Below are 17,225 nucleotides of genomic sequence, written 5' to 3'. Positions count from 1 at the left end.
CAACAGCATTGCGGCCGCATCAGCGTTTGTCGCTCGCTTGCCTGCCCCGGAAACGAAACGTGCCGCCCGAAAGGCGGCACGTAGCCGTTATTCTATTGGTGGACGATGTGGTGTCAATCCACGCGCGCCCTCCCGGGATCCATCGAGGACCCGCATGCCGCTGCCACAAGCATACAATTTGGCAGTTTCAGGCCCGTTCCAGCACCTCGGCACCCGCCCTGAACCGGGAAATCACGGTTTGTGGACGTCGCACCAAGATCGAATTTATTTGCTTTTTAGCCGGAACATGTGGACGCGCAACGCCCGACTCTTGCGCGTGAGTCACGGCATATTGTAGCATTCCTGATGTTGGGTACGACATCTCGTGCGGCAGTTCTGATCCTCGCTTGTCTTCGGTAAGGCGTAAACGCCCGGTCGCTCTTCATGCAACCGGCGAGGGCTAAGGGATTCTGCCGACAGGGATTTTGGACGATTTGCAATCGCGACGCCGCGTCAAAAATGGCCGGCGCGATACCAAAAGGAAGTGTGCGATGACGGTAATGAGCTGGACCGACGATCGCGTTGAGCAGTTGAAGAAGCTTTGGGAAGCCGGACTTTCGGCAAGCCAGATCGCCGCTGAACTCGGAAACATCACCCGCAACGCCGTGATCGGCAAGGTGCATCGGCTGGGCCTGTCAGGCCGCGCCAAGAGCCCCTCCTCGGCGGCGCCGCGACAGCGCAAGGCGGCACGGCCCGCGCAGCACATGATGCGGATCAGTCGCCCGGTGTCGCGCGGCAACACTGCGCTCGCCCATGCCTTTGAAGTCGAGGCCGAGCCCGATCCGATCGCCTACGACAACGTGGTGCCAATGAGCCAGCGGTTGAGCCTGCTGGAACTGAATGAAAGCACCTGCCACTGGCCGGTCGGCGATCCGGGCAGCGCGGATTTCTTTTTCTGCGGCGGCAAGGCGCTCAACAGCCTGCCTTACTGCGCGCATCACTCGCGCGTGGCCTATCAGCCGGCGAGCGACCGGCGCCGCACCTCGCGGCCGACCAAGTAGGCGAAAGCTCAACGCTTCGAACGACATAAGACGCGAAAAGGCCTCATCGAACCGATGAGGCTTTTTTGTTGCGAAGTGGCGGCGAACTTCGATGCAAATGGCGGCTTTATGATTGCGCGGCGAAACTGCGGCCGCGGCCTTGTTCGTCCTATTCCTTCGCCGCAGCCTTGTCGGTGACCGCGGTCTTGGTCGCCGGGAAGCATGCGGTGAAGGTCGCGCCGTGTCCGAACACGCTCTCGATCAGCAGCCGTCCGCGATGGCGAATGAGGATGTGCCTGACCAGCGACAGACCGAGGCCCGTACCGCCTTGCGCGCGGCTGTCACCGGCATCGACGCGATAGAACCGCTCGGTCAGCCGGGGCAGATGCTCGGGTGGAATGCCGGGACCGAAATCGCGCACCGCGAGACGAACCTCACCGGCCGCATCATCCGGCGCAGGCTCGCTCAGCGACACCACCACGCGCCGGCCGGACGCACCGTATTTGAGGCCGTTCTCGATCAGGTTCTCGAACACCCGCAGCAATTCTTCGGTATCGCCCGCGATCAGCACAGGCGCCTCCGGCAGATCGATCTCGATCGCAACCTGCCGTTCGCTCGCCAGCGGCTCGAGGCCATCGACCACCTGACGCACCAGCGGCACGACGTCGACCAGCTTCTCGGGACGCACATGCGCGCTCAGTTCGACCCGCGACAGCGACAACAGATCGTCGATCAGCCGCGCCATGCGCGTTGCCTGCGCATGCATGATGCCGAGAAAGCGCTCGCGCGCTTTCGGGTCCTCGCGCGCCGGACCTTGCAGGGTGTCGATGAAACCCGACAGCGCCGCCAGCGGGGTGCGCAATTCATGACTCGCATTGGCGACGAAGTCCGCGCGCATTTCCTCGACCCGGCGCAGCGGGGTCTGGTCGTGGAACGTCATCAGGATGCAATATTCGCTGCCGCCGAACGCGGTCGGCAGCGACACCGGCGTCACGATCAACTCCATCCAGCGATCGATGGGAACGTGATCGACATAGCTGGCGCGTTGCTGCTGGCGGGTGGCGATGGCTTCGCGAAGCGCTGCGATGATCTCGGGTGAGCGCAGCGCGAACAGCGCGAGTTCGTTCTTGCGCAAGGCCGGAGCCAGCTGACCCGCCGCGGTATTGAAATGCAGCACGCGTCCGGCGCGATCCAGCAGCACCGCCGCGTCCGGCATTCCGCCGACCAGTGCCTGCACAACCGGTGTTTCAGCGGGCCGCGCGCCGATCATGTCCTCGCTGGTGGGAACGGATTGATGCAGATGCCACGGCACCAGCGCCGCGCCAGCGATCACCAGAAAGATCAATCCGGCTTGCGGCAGAGTCAGGCCGCCGAACACCACCGCAGCAGTGAGGCCAAGTGCGGTCGCGATCAGGATGATCGCCGCCCGCCGCAACCGATCCGGCCACGGCGCGAAACCTGAATTGGGGGATGTCACCGTCATGCGCCGTACCTGTTTCGCGAGCGCGTGTTACGAGACCGGAGATCCCGATCCGCGGGGCGGCGAGGGTTTCGCGGCTTCATCAAGCCTGTGCAAGGCCGCCGCAACCCGCTTCGCCCGGAGGCCCACAATAACCTCTCGAAGCGAGAGCAAGATGACAGAAAGCATGAACGGGATCAGATAATAGAGCACCCGGAACAGCAGCATGCCGGCCAGCAGTTCTTCCCGGTCGAACTGAAACAGCCCCACCAGCATCGCCGCATCGAACACCCCGAGACCGCCCGGGGAATGGCTGGCGAAGCCGAGCAGCGTCGCCGACACGAAGATCACCGCGACGACGACGAAGCCGACATGGGGCTCGTCGGGAACGAGGATGTACATCGCCAGCGCGCAGAAGCCGAGATCGACGATGCCGATCACGATCTGCAGCAGCGTCAGCGGACCGCCGGGAAGAGTGACGGTCCAGTTGCCGCGGCCGACTTCGCGCGGCTTCGTCCAGACCCACACAACATAGGCTGTCAGGCCGATCAGAATGGCGATCGCCGCGGTGCGATTGAGCCAGACCGGCAGCTTGTCGATGGAAGCCGCCGCCTCCGGATGATAGGCGACGCCGAGACCCAGCACCGCAGCGTTGCCGAGCCAGAAGGTCAATCCGGCAAGGAAACAGACCTTGGCGACATCCACCGCCGAAAGTCCCCAGGCGGAGTAGACGCGATAGCGCACCACGCCGCCGGTGAAAACACTGGCGCCGACATTGTGACCGATCGAATAACTGGTGAAGCCGGCAAATGCGGCCACGCGATAGGGGACGTCGTTGCGGCCGATCGCGCGCAGCGCAAACAGGTCATAGAACGTCAGCGTGAAGTAGCCGGCAGCGACGCAAAGCCCGGCCAGCACGATGGTTCGGATCTCGGTCCCGCGCAATGCTTCATAAAGGTCATCGACGTCGAGCCCCTGAAGCATGTGATAGAGTATGTAGCAAGCGGTCGCGATGATCGCGATGCTGATCGCGACACCAAGCTTGTGCAGGATTTGCTTCTCGCGCATGTACGCGATGGCCCCGCGCAGTGTCTCCAGCATCCAGACCTCAAAATTCAAACAACCACTTCCCGGCTGATGATGTCCTAGCAGACCGGCCACGCGACCGCGAGGCCGACTTGTCGATTTGAGCCCATTTGCCAGCCGGAAGTCACGTTAAGAATACCGCAAAGCTACCGCCACCCGTTGCACCGCAACGGTGTCACCAGCGTGTCATGGCGATGACGCCGGTTTGGCCTGCTCGCGCTGAAAAAACAGCAGGTCCAGTTCGATGGACGGCTGCCCGAGCCCTGTCAAAAGCGCATGAGTCTGACCGCGATGATGGGTCTGGTGATTGAACCAATGCGCCAGGGCGGGAGCAAGTTGCTGCACGAACGGCTCGGGGCCGGAGAGGCGCCGGTAGGAAATCGTTCCCGCAATCCGCGTTTCGTTGAGTCCGTCGGCGTAGGCTGCGATCCGGGCATCCTCTGCTACGCGGGCGGCGCGGAGCGCATCGAATGTCTCGAACAGGATCGCATCGAGCCGGCCCGGCGCGTCGCCTTCGCCGGTAAATCGCTTCATCCATATGCGATCGGTGACCAGCAGATGGTTCAGCGTGCCGTGGACGGACTTGAAGAAAGCGCCGCGGTCGGCCTTGTACTGCGTTTCATCGAGACGGGCCGCGGCGTCGTAGAGCCGGACATTCGCCCACGCATGTAGTGACCGAGCATCCGGAAATACGACGTCAGATCATTCACGCCTCAATTCCCGGCGCATGTCGCGAGACCACGAGGTTGCGCAACCACGAGCCAACGGCGCAACCTGCGACGTAGGCAGCCAGCATGACCAGACCGAGATCCAGCCAGTAGCCGAAGCGGCCGGGGGCCAGGTGAAATACCGAAGCCAGCACCAGTCCCGCAATCAGCACCGCGACCTTGCGCAGCGTGACGACCGCCCAGCCCCGTCCGCGATGCACGACCGCGATCCATCCCATCGCGAGACCGAGCAGGCCTGACGCCAGCAACCAGCCCCAGTTGAATGTCGCAAGATAGGTCATGCTCACTTCACCACAAAATCGATGCGCCGGTTCTTGGCCTTGCCTTCGTCGGTATCGTTGGCCGCGACAGGCTGCGAACTGCCGTAGCCCACGGCTTTCAACCTGTCCGGCGGCAGACCGGCCTTGATCAGATAGTCAGCGACCGCCTGCGCGCGCTTCTCGGACAGCGCTATATTGATGTTGTTGTCGCCGTCGGTGTCGGTGTGGCCGGCGACTTCGATGTTTGCGTTGGGACAACGCAGCGCCGTCTCGATGAGCTTGTCGAGAAGCCCCATGGAATCCTTGTCGATGGTCGCGCGCCCCGAGTCGAACCTGATTTTCGCCTTGGCCAGCAGTTCGAAGAACAACTGCTGGCAAACCGTGGGATCGACCGCGCTGGCCACCGGCTTGACGGACACTTCCGCTTTCGCGGTCCAGCCCTGCGGCAACTCGCCGCCGATGCCGCCGCGGATCTGGTCCGCCGCCACCGCGTAAAGCGCATCACCCGACAGTTTCGCTTCGCGATCCGAGATCACCAGCGACCCGGTCGAGACCCGCGACAGCGCGCCGAGCGCGGCCACTACCGCGTTCTGGAATCCCTGCGGCGCGCCGACGCTCGCCTTGAGATTGTCCACCAGCTTCTCGGAGAAGAACTTGCGGCCGACCGCCGCAACGATGGCCGCGTGCACATTGTTGTCCGGCACGTAACCGGCAAGCGTAACCGTGTTCGCCACCGGGTCCTTGGTGGCCTGGAAGACATACGGCGGCGCCTTGATGGCATTTTCTTTCACCGAAAAACCCTCGGGCAGGTTTTTCAATGCGGCCTGAATCGCCTCGCGATTGCCGATCTCCCGCGCCATTCCGGTCAAAGTGACGTTGTTGTCGCTGAGCGTGATCTTGCCGTCCTTGAGCTTGCCGACCTGATCGATCAGCAGCAGCGCGGCATTATCGAATTTTGACGACGCGCCCCGCGCCAATGTCATCCTGTCGGAGATTTCCGTGCCCTTGAGCGCGGCGCGCGCGGCCTCCGCCAGCCTGGCCTTGATCGCCGGCAGCGGTGCATTGCCGCTAAGCGTGACGCGCACCACGTCGCGCTCAATGGACCATACAAAGGGTTTGGCTTCCGGGATCAGGCTGGTGTTGTCATTGACCAGCCGTACGCCATTGACGGCCTCGACCTGGGATGTCGCGCTGCGCCGGCCCTCCTCCGAGAACGCATCCGCCGACAGTTTGACATCACGGCCAGAGACGGCGATCAGGGTCTTGTCCAGCACCGTGTCCTTCAGCGCGCTGGTTGCGCGGGCGGCAAGGTCTGTCTCAAGGGGAGCGGTACCGGTCCAGATCGCGCCGATCCAGAGGAACGCCAGGGGAATCAACCCCGGCCACCATTTACGTGCCCAACTCGCGAAGCGGTTCATCCCGGACCTTTACCTGACAGAGTGCAGACAAAACAAACCCTTGCCGAGGTGTCAAACTGGAAATGCACGCAGCTGCCGTGGCCCGGACAAGGGCCCGGAATCCGGCCAATGACAGCCGTTTCAGCCATCCGGATAACCGTTTGTTCAACCGTTTCTGTCACATCTCGGAGCTGGATCCTTCAGGATCGCTCCGGGCCATCGCCATGAAGCAGCTTCGCAATAACGTCATTCGCGCCGGCCTCGACGCGCTGTACTTCAGCGGCGCCCATCATTTGCTGCGGCCGATCCTGGCGGGCGTCGGCGCCATCTTCATGCTGCATCACGTCCGCCCGGCCCGCGACGATATGTTCCAGCCCAACCAGCATCTCGAAATCACGCCGGACTTCCTGCGCGAGGTGCTGGCGCATGTGCGCGCGCTCGGCGTCGATATCGTTTCCATGGACGAAGCGCACCGCCGGATGCGGGAGCGCGACTTCGCCCGCCGCTTCGCCTGTTTTACGTTCGACGACGGCTATCGCGACAACCGCGACCATGCGCTGCCGGTGATGCGCGATCACAACGCGCCGTTCACGGTCTACGTCGCCAGCGATTTCGCCGAAGGCAGCGGACGGCTGTGGTGGGTGGCGCTGGAGCGCGTCATCGCGCGGGCCTCGGCCATCGACATCGTGCGCGACGGCGCGACGCTGTCGCTCGATGCACATGACGACGACGCCAAGCAGGCCGCGTTCCAGCAGGCGCACGACTGGCTGCAAACCCTCGCCAGCGACGCCGAGGTGCAGCGCGAGGTCAGCAAACTGTGCGCGCGCCACGGCGTCGACGATGCCGCCATCCCGCGCGAACTGTGCATGTCATGGCCCGAACTGCGGTCCTTCGCCGCCGATCCACTGGTGACCATCGGCGCGCACACCATCAGCCACTGCAATCTGGCGCGGGAGAGCGAGGCCGAGGCGGTGCGGCAGATGCGCGGCAGCCGCGAGCGGATCGAAGCCGAACTGCAAAGACCCGCGCTGCATTTCGCGTATCCTTACGGCTACCGGACAGCAGCCGCAGCGCGCGAATTCGCGATGGCGCGCGAGCTTGGATTCGCGACCGCGGTGACGACGCGCCCCGGCATGATCTTCCCCGAAAACGCCGAACATCTGACCGCGCTGCCACGCGTTTCGCTGAACGGCAACTACCAGACCACGCGCTTTCTGTCGGTGCTGACGTCCGGCGCGGCCACCGCGATGTGGAACGGTTTCCGCCGGGTGAACGCCGCCTGAAGCGCGTTTCAAACAGATTTCATCATCCGGCCATTCCTTGACACCGCTCTTGCTGCTGGCGCTATATCGCCGCCAAAGCAACGGGAGGCATCATGTTCAAGAATCTGTTTTCACTCAAAGGCCGCATCGCAGTCGTCACCGGCGGTTCGCGCGGCATCGGCAAGATGATCGCCTCGGGCTTTCTCGCGCAGGGCGCGGCGAAGGTCTACATCACCGCGCGCAAGGCCGGTCCCTGCGAGGAAACCGCCAAGGAACTGACCGCCGCCTATGACGGCGAGTGCATCGCGCTGCCGATCGATATGTCCACCGTCGCGGGCTGCGAGAAGCTGGCCGAAGAACTGATCAAGCGCGAGCCGAAGATCGACATTCTGGTCAACAACGCGGGCGCAGCCTGGGGCGCGGCCTTCGACGAATTCCCGGAAGCCGGCTGGGACAAGGTGATGAACCTCAACGTGAAGTCGCTGTTCTTCCTGACCAAGGCGCTGGCCAAGCCGCTGCGCGCCGCGGCAACCAGGGACAAGCCCGGCAAGGTCATCAACATCGCGTCGATCGACGGCCTGTCCGTCAATCCGCTCGAGACCTATTCCTATCAGGCGAGCAAGGCGGCCGTGATCCACCTGACACGCCGCATGGCGGCGAAGCTGATCAAGGACAATATCAACGTCACCGCGATCTGCCCCGGTGCGTTCGAGTCCGACATGAACACCGCGGCGCGCGACCATGGCGACAGCGTTGCAAAAGCTATTCCGTCGAAGCGCATCGGCACGCCGGAGGACATGGCGGGCATCGCGATCTACCTCGCATCGCGCGCGGGCGACTATGTCGTCGGCAACTCCATCGCGGTCGACGGCGGCATCGTCTACGCCAATCTCAGCCTGCCGGTGGCGGGGGAGTAATAGAAGCCCCGACTGGTCAATATTGAGTGTCATGGCCGGGCATAGCCGTTTGAAGAACGGCGTCGCTTCCGCTTGCCTATGACCCGGCCATCCGTTTTTTAAAGGCTATTTGCGAAGCGAGATGGATTGCCGGGTCAGGCCCGGCAATGACAAATTGAGTGCGCTGGAGATCCGGCGCACTTCATAAGGCTAATACGTCTCGACGTGGTAGCGGCCGCTCTCGCGCATCTTCGGCTTCAGCGCCGACCAGTCGATCGAGGCGGAGCGGCAAGCATCGGCGAACGCTTCATCGACGCCGCTCTCCATACCCTTCAGCCCGCAGATATAGACATGGGTCTTGTCGTCGCGCAGCAGCGCGGCGATCTGCGCCATTTCGCTGCGGATGCGATCCTGCACATAGACGCGCGGCTGGTCCGGCACGCGTGAGTAGCAGAAGTACTTGCCGAGCAGTTTTTCCGGCACCTTCTGCAGCGGCCCGAAATAGGGCAGTTCCTCCGGACGCCGCGCGCCGAAGAACAGCAGCAGCCGCCCCGCCGCATCGGGCATCGCGCGGCGGCGGCGTTCGGTGAAGCCGCGAAACGGCGCCGAGCCCGTGCCGGTGCAGATCATGATGATGTTTGCGGCGGGATCATCCGGCATTAGGAAGGTCGCGCCGAACGGACCGGTGATTTCAAGCTTCGCACCGCGCGGCAGATCGCAGAGATAATTGGAGCAGACGCCCTTGTCTTCGCGCTTTACGGTCAGCGCAAGATTGTTGGTGTTGGGCTTCTCGCCGCCGCGCGGCGATGCCACTGAATAGAGCCGCGCGACATGCGGCTTGCCGCTGGCGTCGGCGCCGGGCGTAACGATGCCGATGCTCTGGCCTTCCAGCACGGGAAACGGCTGATCGCCGAAGTCCAGAATAATATGACGCACGTCGGTGTCGGACGCGGCATCGGTCAGGCGGAAATTTCCGGTGACGGTCGCGGTCGCAGGCTTCGAACGATTGTAGAGATTGACCGTCGGCTTGCTGGCGGAATGCGGCGCGACCGGCTTGCCGCCGAGCCCCTTGCGGGCCTCTTCGAGCAGCTTCGAGACTTCATCCTCCAGCGCCTCGACCGCGGCGCCCTCGCCTGCCGCCGCCGTCGCGACCTCTTCCTGCTTCGGCAGTTCGTCCCACGAATACTGCTCTTCAAGCGAATAGGCTTTCGTCACCACGCGCCAGTTATCGATCGAACCCGTGGGACATGGCGAAATGCAGTCCATGCAGTGATTGCAGATGCTCGCATCGACGACGTAGTTGTTGCCGTCATGCGTCACCGCATCGACCGGACATGTCTCTTCGCAGGTGTTACAGCGAATGCATATTTCCGGGTCGATAAGATGCTGCTTGAGGAGTTCGATTGTCGGTGCGTTCATCGTCCTTGTCCTCCCTCCCTCTCCCCGCCTGCGGGAAGAGGGTCAGGGTGTGGGGCAGCAATCCGATGAAGGATGCGTACGCCCCTCACCCGGCGCAAGTGCGCCGACCTCTCCCCTAAACGGGGAGAGGTGAAGAAAAATCACGCCGCGATCTTCACGTATTCGAAGTCGCCGGGCTTGTTGTCGATGCCCACCTTGGGCGGCGCGATCCAGTTCGCGAATTTGCCGGGCTCGGAGACCGGCTCCATCAACGATGAGATGAAATCGCCGTCCGCCGTCGAGGGCAGGTAATCGTTGCGAATTTTGGCCCATTCCGCGTCGCTGACAATGACGCCCTTCGGCGTGGCGTTGACGTCCCTGAACTCGCCGATCTGGCGATGGAACGCGGTGTGCGGCAGTTCGAGCCGGAAGTTGACGCCGGTCTTCTCGATCACCTTGTTCCAGCGCTCGACGCCCTTCTCGCAATCCAGCGTGTAGTCGTCACGCAGCCGCATGTTGAGCGCGGTGAGCGCGGGTTCATCCACCAGCGTGATCTTGCCGTCCACCAGCTTGAGCACCTTGTAGATGTCGTTGGTCAGGCGGTGATCGTCGTCGATCTTGGTTTCCTGGAAGCGGCCCTTGAGGCCTGAATTGTAGAAATTCGCGGCGTTGGTCGAGACTTCCGATCCAAAAAGATCGAGAGACAGTGAGTAGTGCAGGTTCATCTTCTTCTGCATGGTCGGCAGATCGATCACGCCGAGCGCGCGGACCTTCTCGATCTCGTTGGGATCTTCGATGCCGGCGGCCTTCATCGCGTCACAGGTGCGCTGAAGCACGCGGCTGACGCCGGTTTCGCCGACGAACATGTGATGGGCTTCTTCCGTCAGCATGAAGCGGCAGGTGCGCGACAGCGGATCGAAGCCAGACTGCGCGAGGCTCTCAAGCTGCATCTTGCCGTCACGATCGGTGAAGAACGTGAACATGAAGAACGACAGCCAGTCGGGGGTGGCTTCATTGAAGGCGCCGAGCATGCGCGGCGCATCCTCGTCACCGGAGCGGCGGCGAAGCAAATCGTCGGCTTCCTCGCGGCCGTCGCGGCCGAAATATTTCTGCAAGAGATAGACCATCGCCCAGAGATGACGGCCTTCCTCAACGTTGACCTGAAACAGGTTGCGCATGTCATAGAGCGACGGCGCAGTCTTGCCGAGATGGCGCTGCTGTTCGACCGAAGCCGGCTCGGTGTCGCCCTGAATGACGACCAGACGGCGCAGCATCGCGCGATACTCGCCCGGCACCTCCTGCCACGCCTTCTCGCCCTTGTGCTGGCCGAAATTCACCTGCCGCTGCTCGTCCTGCGGCGCGAGCAACACACCCCAGCGATACTCCGGCATGCGGACGTAATCGAACTTGGCCCAGCCCTTCGGGTCGACGCTGATCGCGGTGCGCAGGTAGACCAGCGATTCCTGAAAGCCTTCCGGCCCCATGTCGTTCCACCAGTCGAGGTAGCCAGGATGCCAGCCTTCCAGCGCCTTCAAAACCTGACGGTCTTCCGCAAGGTTGACGTTGTTCGGGATCTTGGTGGTGTAGTCGACGTTCATGATGTTCATGGTCAGTCTCCGTCAGATTGGCTCGTCATTGCGAGGAGCGAAGCGACGAAACAATCCAGTTTCTTTTATCGCTCTGGATTGCTTCGCTTCGCTCGCAATGACGTCGATTCACGTTCTTCAAACCCGCGTCATGTCGTACTGCGCGCGCTCGCCGGTGCCGTAACGCTGCAGCGCGCCGTTCTCGCCCACCGCATTCGGGCGCTGGAAAATCCAGTTCTGCCATGCGGTGAGGCGCGAAAAGATTTTCGATTCCATGGTCTCCGGGCCGACGAAGCGGAGATTCGCTTCCATGCCGGTGAGGCTGTCGGGCGAGAAGCTGGTCCGCTCCTCGAAAAACACGCGCACCTCGTCGTCCCAGTCGATGTCGTCGAGCGCAAAGGTGACGAGGCCCAGTTCCTCGGCGGCCTCGGCGTCGAGCGCCTCGCCAATTTTTGCCTTCGCCGTCTCGACGTCGGACGGATCGGCCTGGAAACGCGATTCCAGCCGGGTCAGGCCGTGGCTCATCGGATACGGGCCGAAGTTTGCTGCGCTGAGGACGATTTCGGCGGGCGCGCGGTTGTCGCCCTGCTTCTCGCCGATCAGCATGTAGGAGCGGTCAGCCGCGAACACGAGTTCCGCCAGCGTGCCGACGAAGCAGGAGCCGGGCTCGACCAGTGTCACCAGCGTGCGCGAGGTCACATCGATACGCTTGAGCACGCGCTTCCAGTAATGACGGATTTCGTTGACCAGCCAGTTCGTCTTGTTGGCTTCCAGAAACGCGTCATAAGCCAGCACCCGCGCGCGTTCGCCGTGGGACTTGAACACCAGCATGGCGATTTCGAGCTCGTTGATGCGCAGATGCAAAATGGCATCGTCCAGTTCGCGCGCCACCTGAAGCGGCCAGAAATCCGCGCCCTGCGCGGTCATACCTGCGACATCGGCCGGGGGATCGTTCTCCGGCGCCTTGATCGAAATGGTGGCGATGCGCCCGGCGCGATTGAGATCAACGCTGACAAAACCATAGCGGATGCCGTCCTCGGTGAAGCTGCGCTTCAGCGGCTTGAGCACAACGCCCTGCCCTTCGCCTGCGCGCTTCGACTGCCCGGCAAACTCTTTCGCGCGGTCCGCGACCTTGGCTTCAAGCTTCGAGTTGGACACGATCTCGTCCACCAGCCGCCACTGCACGGCGCGCTTGCCCTTGATGCCTTCCTCGATGGTGCAGAAGAAATCCGCATGGTCGCGGCGCACCTTGCGCTTGTCGACCACGCGCGTGAGCCCACCGGTGCCCGGCAGCACCGCCAGCAGCGGCACTTCGGGAAGCGCGACGGCTGCAGCACCGTCGTCCGCCATGATGATGTGATCGGCAGCGAGCGCGAGTTCATAGCCGCCGCCGGCGGCGGTGCCGTTGACGACGCAGATGAAGCGTTGGCCGGAATTCTCCGACGAATCCTCAAGGCCGTTGCGGGTCTCGTTGGTGAACTTGCAGAAGTTCACTTTATGCGCATGGGTCGAGCCGGCGAGCATGCGGATGTTGGCGCCGGCGCAGAACACGCGGTTCTTGCCCGAGCGCAGCAGGACCACCTTCACTTCCGGATGCTCGAAGCGCAGCCGCTGCACAGCGTCCGCCAGTTCGATGTCGACGCCGAGGTCGTAGGAATTCAGCTTAAGCAGATAGCCCTCGAACAGGCCGCCGTTCTCATCGACGTCCATGGTCAGGGTGGCGACATCGCCCGCCACATCGAGCTTCCAGTGCCGGTACTTCGACGGCTCGGTCTGGAAGTCGATAAAGGTCGCGCTATTGGCGAGTTTTCTGTCCGCTTGTGCCATTGGCCACCCTCGATTTGGCTGAAATCTGAATTATAATGCACAATAATGCAGCTTTTTGAGCTTGTCCAGCTCTATAATGCAGTCATCCTGCATTTTTGTGCATGTCAGGCAGCCCGCTCCAGGGCACCCTCACCATGCAGGGACAACAGCCGATTGGCGAAATCTGCCACCGCCTTCAGCGCGGCTTCAGGTGCCTCGCGGTGCGGAGAATGGCCCGCGCCGGGAATGATCGTCGTGTCCACCGGGCAGTAGCATTCGGCCTGCGCGATCTCGACCTGCCGCAGCGTGCCGTACTGGTCGTCTGCACCCTGAATGATCTCGACCGGTACGCGGACGTAGGCGAGCGATTCAGAAATATCCCAGTCGCGAAACTGCGGATCGAGCCAGGCGTCGTTCCAGCCGAGGAAGGCGTTGTCGACATCCTTGTGCCAGCGCGCCAGCCTGGTCTTCAGATCCGTGGTCGCATAGGTGTCCTTGATCTTCGCGATCGACTGAATCGAAATGTCCTCGACCACAAAGTGCGGCGCGATCAGCATCAAACCGCGCACACGATGATCCTGAATCCCTCCGGCATAGATCGTCGCGATCGACGCGCCGTCGGAGTGGCCGAGCAGCAGCCCGCGCCGGAAGCCGATGGCACCGAGCAACTTCGGCAGAACATCAAGCGCCTCGACATGCATGTAATCGGGACGGCGCGGCAGTTGCGCCGGCGACGAGTTGCCATAGCCCGCGCGCGAATAGACGAACACGCCCGCACCGGTCGCGGCCTGCAGCTTGTCCGGAAAATCGCCCCACAGCCCGACCGAGCCGAGACCTTCGTGCAACATCACGATGGTCGGCGCCTTGTCGGGCGTCGGCCCGATCATGCGGTATTCGAGCTGCGCATCGCCGATCGCGAGTGTGCCGGAGGGTTGCAGGGTCATTGTCGATTCCTCATCATTCGCTTTCCGTTCCATTCGTCATTGCGAGGAGCGCTTGCGACGAAGCAATCCAGTCTTGCTTGTTGCTTCTGGATTGCTTCGCTTCGCTCGCAATGACGGCCTTGTCACTTCGCGCTGTCGCGCAGCTTGAAGCGCTGGATCTTTCCGGTTGCGGTTTTCGGTAAACTTTCCACGACCTCGATCCAGCGCGGATATTTCCACGGGCCGATCTTCTGCTTGACGTGTTCCTTCAGCGCGCCGTTGAGATCGTTCACCGGCGCGCCCTGCTTCAGCACGACGAATGCCTTCGGTTTCAGCAACCCTTCGGCATCTTCGGCAGGCACCACGGCCGCTTCCGCCACCGACGGATGCGTGATCAGCGCGCTCTCGACTTCAAAGGGCGAGACCCAGATGCCAGACACCTTGAACATGTCGTCGGAACGGCCGCAGTAGGTGTAACGGCCCTCGGCATCGCGGGTGTATTTGTCACCGGTGCGGGTCCAGCCGCCCTCAAACGTTTGCCGGCTTTTGCTGCGCTGATTCCAGTAGCCTTCGCCGGCCGATGGCGCATTGACCAGCAACTCGCCGACATCGCCGTCCGCCACGTCCGCGCCTGCATCATTCACAAGGCGCACCGCATAGCCAGGCACCGGTTTGCCCGAGGTGCCGTACTTGATGTCGCCCGGCGCATTGGACAGGAAGATGTGCAGCAGTTCGGTCGAGCCGACGCCGTCGAGAATGTCGACGCCGAAACGCTGCCGCCAGCTTTGGCCGACGAGTTCCGGCAGCGCTTCGCCCGCCGAGGTGCAGACCCTCAAACGCTTCGTACGCGGCTCGCTCTTGAAAGCTTCGTCGTTCAGCATCGATGCAAACAGCGTCGGCACGCCGAAGAAGATGCTGGGATCGTGCTTGCGGATCAGTTCGAAGATCACCTGCGGCGTTGGACGCTCGGGATTGAGGATCGTCGTCGCGCCGACCGACATCGGGAACGTCAGTGCGTTGCCGAGACCATAGGCAAAGAACAGCTTCGCTGCCGACAGACCAACATCATCCTCGCGAATGCCGAGAACCTTCTTGGCATAGGTCTCCGCCGTGGCTTCGAGATTGGAATGCGGATGACGGACGCCCTTCGGCATGCCGGTCGAGCCCGAGGAGTACAGCCAGAACGCGGGTTCGTCCGGATGGGTCGCGGCGGTCTCGAACTGGTCACTCTCTTTGGCGAGCTCGTCCTTGAGCGACAGGTGCCCGTTTGCATTGGCCCCGGACACCACGACGTGCTGCAGGTCCGGCATGCGGCCGAGCACATCCTTCACCACCGGCAGCAACGCTTCCGAAATGAACAGAACCCGCGCGCGGCAATCCGCCAGCACATAGGCATACTGTTCAGACGTCAGCAGCGTGTTGAGCGGCACCGGCACGATGCCGGCGCGGATCGCGCCCAGAAACACAATCGGAAAATCGATGGTGTCGAGCATCATCATCGCGACGCGCTCTTCCCGCCGCACGCCGATACGCCGCAGCAGGTTGGCGAGCCGGCGCGTCTGCGCTTGCAAGCCGCCGTAGGTGATCTCGGCAACCGGATCCCTGAACACCACCTTCGCGCCGCGCCCCGCCGCCACATTGCGGTCGAGCAGATAGGTCACGGCATTGTATCCGCCGGATAAATCGCTCATGACTTCGATTCTGGGCCGGCGCCCAGTCCATCCTCTACCCGCACGACACTCTCCCGGTGATCCGCTTCTTAGAATTATAATTCATATAAAGTCACCCCCTGAGCTTGCTGTCAACCTTTTCCGGCACTATGTTTCAGGTGGCTTCACGAGTCGAAACGGCATGACCCCGCAGGCAGAACCGGAAACCCAATTCCTTGAGCAGCTTGGGCAGCGCGTCCGCACCATGCGGGCGCTGCGCGGCATGTCACGGAAAGTGCTGGCCAAGGTGTCGGGGATTTCCGAGCGCTACATCGCGCAGCTCGAAAGCGGCAAGGGCAACGTCTCCATCGTGCTACTGCGGCGGGTGTCGGCAGCGATGGGCGCCCATGTCGAGGACCTGATCCCGACCACGGACACGTCGCCGGACTGGCTGGTGATCCGCGACCTGATGCGCAACGCGACGCCGCCGCAAATCGCGCAAGCCAAGGACATTCTTTCCGGCAACGGCGCATCGCGCCACAGCAACACCTTCGCGGGCATCGCGCTGATCGGATTGCGCGGCGCTGGCAAATCGACGCTCGGCAAAATGCTGGCGAAAAAGATCGGCTGGACTTTTGTCGAGCTGAACAAGGAGGTCGAACAACAGAACGGCCTGTCGGTCGCCGAGATCATCGCGCTCTACGGCCAGGAAGGGTTCCGCCGCATGGAGCAGGCGGCGCTGGCGCAATTGCTCGCGCGCAAGGAACCGATCGTGCTGGCGACCGGCGGCGGCATCGTGTCCGAGCCGGTGACGTTCGATCTGGTGCTGTCGTCGTTCTACACGATCTGGCTGAGGGCCACGCCCGAAGAGCACATGGGGCGTGTGCGCAGACAGGGCGACCTGCGGCCGATGGCCGACGACCGCTCGGCCATGCAGGAACTGCGCACCATTCTGCTTAGCCGCGAGCCGCTCTACGCGCGCGCAGCCGCGCAAGTCGACACCGCGGGACTCGATATCGATGAAGCCGCGCGGCGGCTGGCCGATACCGTCGCCCCGGTGCTGGCGAAGCAGTCGCTGACATTCGCGCCCCGCGCCGTCGCCGCGCAATGAGCGCGGCTCTCGATACCATCGTTGCACCATCGAAGACTGCGGCTGGACCTGAGCGCACACTTGCGGATCTGCTCGCGGCGCGCGGCCTTGAGGCGGCCAACATCGTTGCCATCCGCAACACGCTGCACGCCGACGATATCTCAAACGACTTCCGCACCCTCGCCGATGTTATCGACGCCAACGCGCTACCCATGCTCGACCGCATGCAGGACGGGCCGCGCATCGCACACGAGGCGCTGGTGCTGTCGTTCGCCGCGCTTGACGACGGACACGCGCGGTTGACGGGCTTCCGCCGCTTCCTGATGCGGCGTGAAGGCATCGTGCCGACCGACATTGTTTATGATTATGATGCCGCGCATCTGTTGCACGCTTTCATCGCCCGCGCCCATGCGCCGGTGTTCTACGATGCCTTCGATGAAGACGGTCTTTCCGATCTGATCGGGCAGCTTGTGGTGCAGTGGCCGCAGCCGGTGGAGCAGAACATTATCGCGGCGGATGATCCGGGGCTGCTGATTGTGGGCTAACCCCCACCCCGGCGCTACGCGCCGACCCTCCCCGCAAGGAGGAGGGAGAAGAAGGCGACAGCGTTCGCCGTTGGCACCCGTCCCTCCCCTCGATGGGGAGGGTGGCGGACCGCAGGTCCGC

General features: G+C 62.9%; 14 protein-coding genes and 1 pseudogene. 5 read left to right on the top strand and 10 right to left on the bottom strand.

What is annotated here, in order from left to right; genetic code table 11:
- Window positions 1–530 precede the first annotated feature (530 nt).
- Window positions 531–1,040, top strand: coding sequence for a GcrA family cell cycle regulator (locus BN32_RS18385; protein ID WP_040426949.1), 510 nt, complete (start codon window positions 531–533; stop codon window positions 1,038–1,040).
- 148 nt (window positions 1,041–1,188) lie between these two features.
- Here the strand turns inward: BN32_RS18385 and BN32_RS18380 are convergent, their stop codons facing one another.
- From BN32_RS18380 to BN32_RS18360, 5 genes and pseudogenes are all read right to left on the bottom strand, one after another.
- Complete coding sequence (locus BN32_RS18380) at window positions 1,189–2,502, bottom strand: ATP-binding protein (RefSeq protein WP_019198864.1); 1,314 nt, start codon at window positions 2,500–2,502, stop codon at window positions 1,189–1,191.
- A gap of 27 nt (window positions 2,503–2,529) precedes the next feature.
- A complete protein-coding gene (locus BN32_RS18375; RefSeq protein ID WP_040426947.1) occupies window positions 2,530–3,579 on the bottom strand; it encodes a lysylphosphatidylglycerol synthase domain-containing protein in 1,050 nt (349 codons plus the stop codon).
- A gap of 171 nt (window positions 3,580–3,750) precedes the next feature.
- Window positions 3,751–4,247 (bottom strand): annotated as a pseudogene (locus tag BN32_RS18370) (DinB family protein).
- A gap of 23 nt (window positions 4,248–4,270) precedes the next feature.
- A complete protein-coding gene (locus tag BN32_RS18365; protein ID WP_019198868.1) occupies window positions 4,271–4,573 on the bottom strand; it encodes a hypothetical protein in 303 nt (100 codons plus the stop codon).
- Window positions 4,574–4,575: 2 nt separating this feature from the next.
- Entirely contained in the window at window positions 4,576–5,970 is a 1,395-nt protein-coding gene (locus tag BN32_RS18360; RefSeq protein WP_019198869.1) for an OmpA family protein, read from the bottom strand.
- A 203-nt stretch (window positions 5,971–6,173) separates the two neighbouring features.
- On the opposite strand from BN32_RS18360, the gene BN32_RS18355 reads away from it, so the two are divergent.
- Both BN32_RS18355 and BN32_RS18350 read left to right on the top strand, forming a co-directional pair.
- The gene (locus BN32_RS18355) at window positions 6,174–7,232 is read left to right on the top strand and encodes a polysaccharide deacetylase family protein (protein ID WP_040426945.1); all 1,059 of its coding nucleotides are present in this window, start codon (window positions 6,174–6,176) and stop codon (window positions 7,230–7,232) included.
- Window positions 7,233–7,324: 92 nt separating this feature from the next.
- On the top strand, window positions 7,325–8,128 hold the full coding sequence (locus tag BN32_RS18350; RefSeq protein WP_019198871.1) for an SDR family oxidoreductase: 804 nt from the start codon (window positions 7,325–7,327) through the stop codon (window positions 8,126–8,128).
- Between the two features lie 189 nt (window positions 8,129–8,317).
- Here the strand turns inward: BN32_RS18350 and boxA are convergent, their stop codons facing one another.
- The 5 genes from boxA to BN32_RS18325 form a co-directional block, all read right to left on the bottom strand.
- Entirely contained in the window at window positions 8,318–9,526 is a 1,209-nt protein-coding gene (gene boxA, locus BN32_RS18345; RefSeq protein WP_019198872.1) for a benzoyl-CoA 2,3-epoxidase subunit BoxA, read from the bottom strand.
- A 140-nt stretch (window positions 9,527–9,666) separates the two neighbouring features.
- Window positions 9,667–11,112: a benzoyl-CoA 2,3-epoxidase subunit BoxB gene (gene boxB, locus BN32_RS18340; protein WP_019198873.1), complete on the bottom strand. Its 1,446-nt coding sequence runs from the start codon at window positions 11,110–11,112 to the stop codon at window positions 9,667–9,669.
- 117 nt (window positions 11,113–11,229) lie between these two features.
- Entirely contained in the window at window positions 11,230–12,918 is a 1,689-nt protein-coding gene (gene boxC / locus BN32_RS18335) for a 2,3-epoxybenzoyl-CoA dihydrolase (RefSeq protein ID WP_019198874.1), read from the bottom strand.
- Window positions 12,919–13,022: 104 nt separating this feature from the next.
- The gene (locus BN32_RS18330) at window positions 13,023–13,841 is read right to left on the bottom strand and encodes an alpha/beta fold hydrolase (protein WP_040426944.1); all 819 of its coding nucleotides are present in this window, start codon (window positions 13,839–13,841) and stop codon (window positions 13,023–13,025) included.
- Between the two features lie 122 nt (window positions 13,842–13,963).
- On the bottom strand, window positions 13,964–15,511 hold the full coding sequence (locus BN32_RS18325; RefSeq protein ID WP_019198876.1) for a benzoate-CoA ligase family protein: 1,548 nt from the start codon (window positions 15,509–15,511) through the stop codon (window positions 13,964–13,966).
- A gap of 160 nt (window positions 15,512–15,671) precedes the next feature.
- Between BN32_RS18325 and BN32_RS18320 the strand changes: the two genes are divergently transcribed.
- Window positions 15,672–16,580 (top strand): helix-turn-helix transcriptional regulator, encoded by a 909-nt coding sequence (locus tag BN32_RS18320; RefSeq protein WP_019198877.1) that lies wholly within the window; start codon window positions 15,672–15,674, stop codon window positions 16,578–16,580.
- On the top strand, window positions 16,577–17,104 hold the full coding sequence (locus BN32_RS18315; RefSeq protein ID WP_019198878.1) for a hypothetical protein: 528 nt from the start codon (window positions 16,577–16,579) through the stop codon (window positions 17,102–17,104). The genes BN32_RS18320 and BN32_RS18315 overlap by 4 nt, the downstream gene beginning before the upstream one ends.
- The last annotated feature ends 121 nt before the right edge of the window (window positions 17,105–17,225 follow it).

The sequence above is a fragment of the Afipia birgiae 34632 genome, assembly GCF_000308295.2.
GTDB lineage: Bacteria > Pseudomonadota > Alphaproteobacteria > Rhizobiales > Xanthobacteraceae > Afipia > Afipia birgiae.
Note: the sequence above shows the minus strand (reverse complement) of the source record. Positions and strands in the feature narration are given on the sequence as shown.

Coding starts and splice junctions, on each gene's coding strand:
- boxB (WP_019198873.1), bottom strand. CDS start 11,112: ATGAACATCATGAACGTCGACTACACCACCAAGATCCCGAACAACGTC.
- boxC (WP_019198874.1), bottom strand. CDS start 12,918: ATGGCACAAGCGGACAGAAAACTCGCCAATAGCGCGACCTTTATCGAC.
- BN32_RS18365 (WP_019198868.1), bottom strand. CDS start 4,573: ATGACCTATCTTGCGACATTCAACTGGGGCTGGTTGCTGGCGTCAGGC.
- BN32_RS18375 (WP_040426947.1), bottom strand. CDS start 3,579: ATGCTGGAGACACTGCGCGGGGCCATCGCGTACATGCGCGAGAAGCAA.
- BN32_RS18350 (WP_019198871.1), top strand. CDS start 7,325: ATGTTCAAGAATCTGTTTTCACTCAAAGGCCGCATCGCAGTCGTCACC.
- BN32_RS18360 (WP_019198869.1), bottom strand. CDS start 5,970: ATGAACCGCTTCGCGAGTTGGGCACGTAAATGGTGGCCGGGGTTGATT.
- BN32_RS18355 (WP_040426945.1), top strand. CDS start 6,174: ATGAAGCAGCTTCGCAATAACGTCATTCGCGCCGGCCTCGACGCGCTG.
- BN32_RS18385 (WP_040426949.1), top strand. CDS start 531: ATGACGGTAATGAGCTGGACCGACGATCGCGTTGAGCAGTTGAAGAAG.
- BN32_RS18320 (WP_019198877.1), top strand. CDS start 15,672: ATGACCCCGCAGGCAGAACCGGAAACCCAATTCCTTGAGCAGCTTGGG.
- boxA (WP_019198872.1), bottom strand. CDS start 9,526: ATGAACGCACCGACAATCGAACTCCTCAAGCAGCATCTTATCGACCCG.
- BN32_RS18330 (WP_040426944.1), bottom strand. CDS start 13,841: ATGACCCTGCAACCCTCCGGCACACTCGCGATCGGCGATGCGCAGCTC.
- BN32_RS18325 (WP_019198876.1), bottom strand. CDS start 15,511: ATGAGCGATTTATCCGGCGGATACAATGCCGTGACCTATCTGCTCGAC.
- BN32_RS18380 (WP_019198864.1), bottom strand. CDS start 2,502: ATGACGGTGACATCCCCCAATTCAGGTTTCGCGCCGTGGCCGGATCGG.
- BN32_RS18315 (WP_019198878.1), top strand. CDS start 16,577: ATGAGCGCGGCTCTCGATACCATCGTTGCACCATCGAAGACTGCGGCT.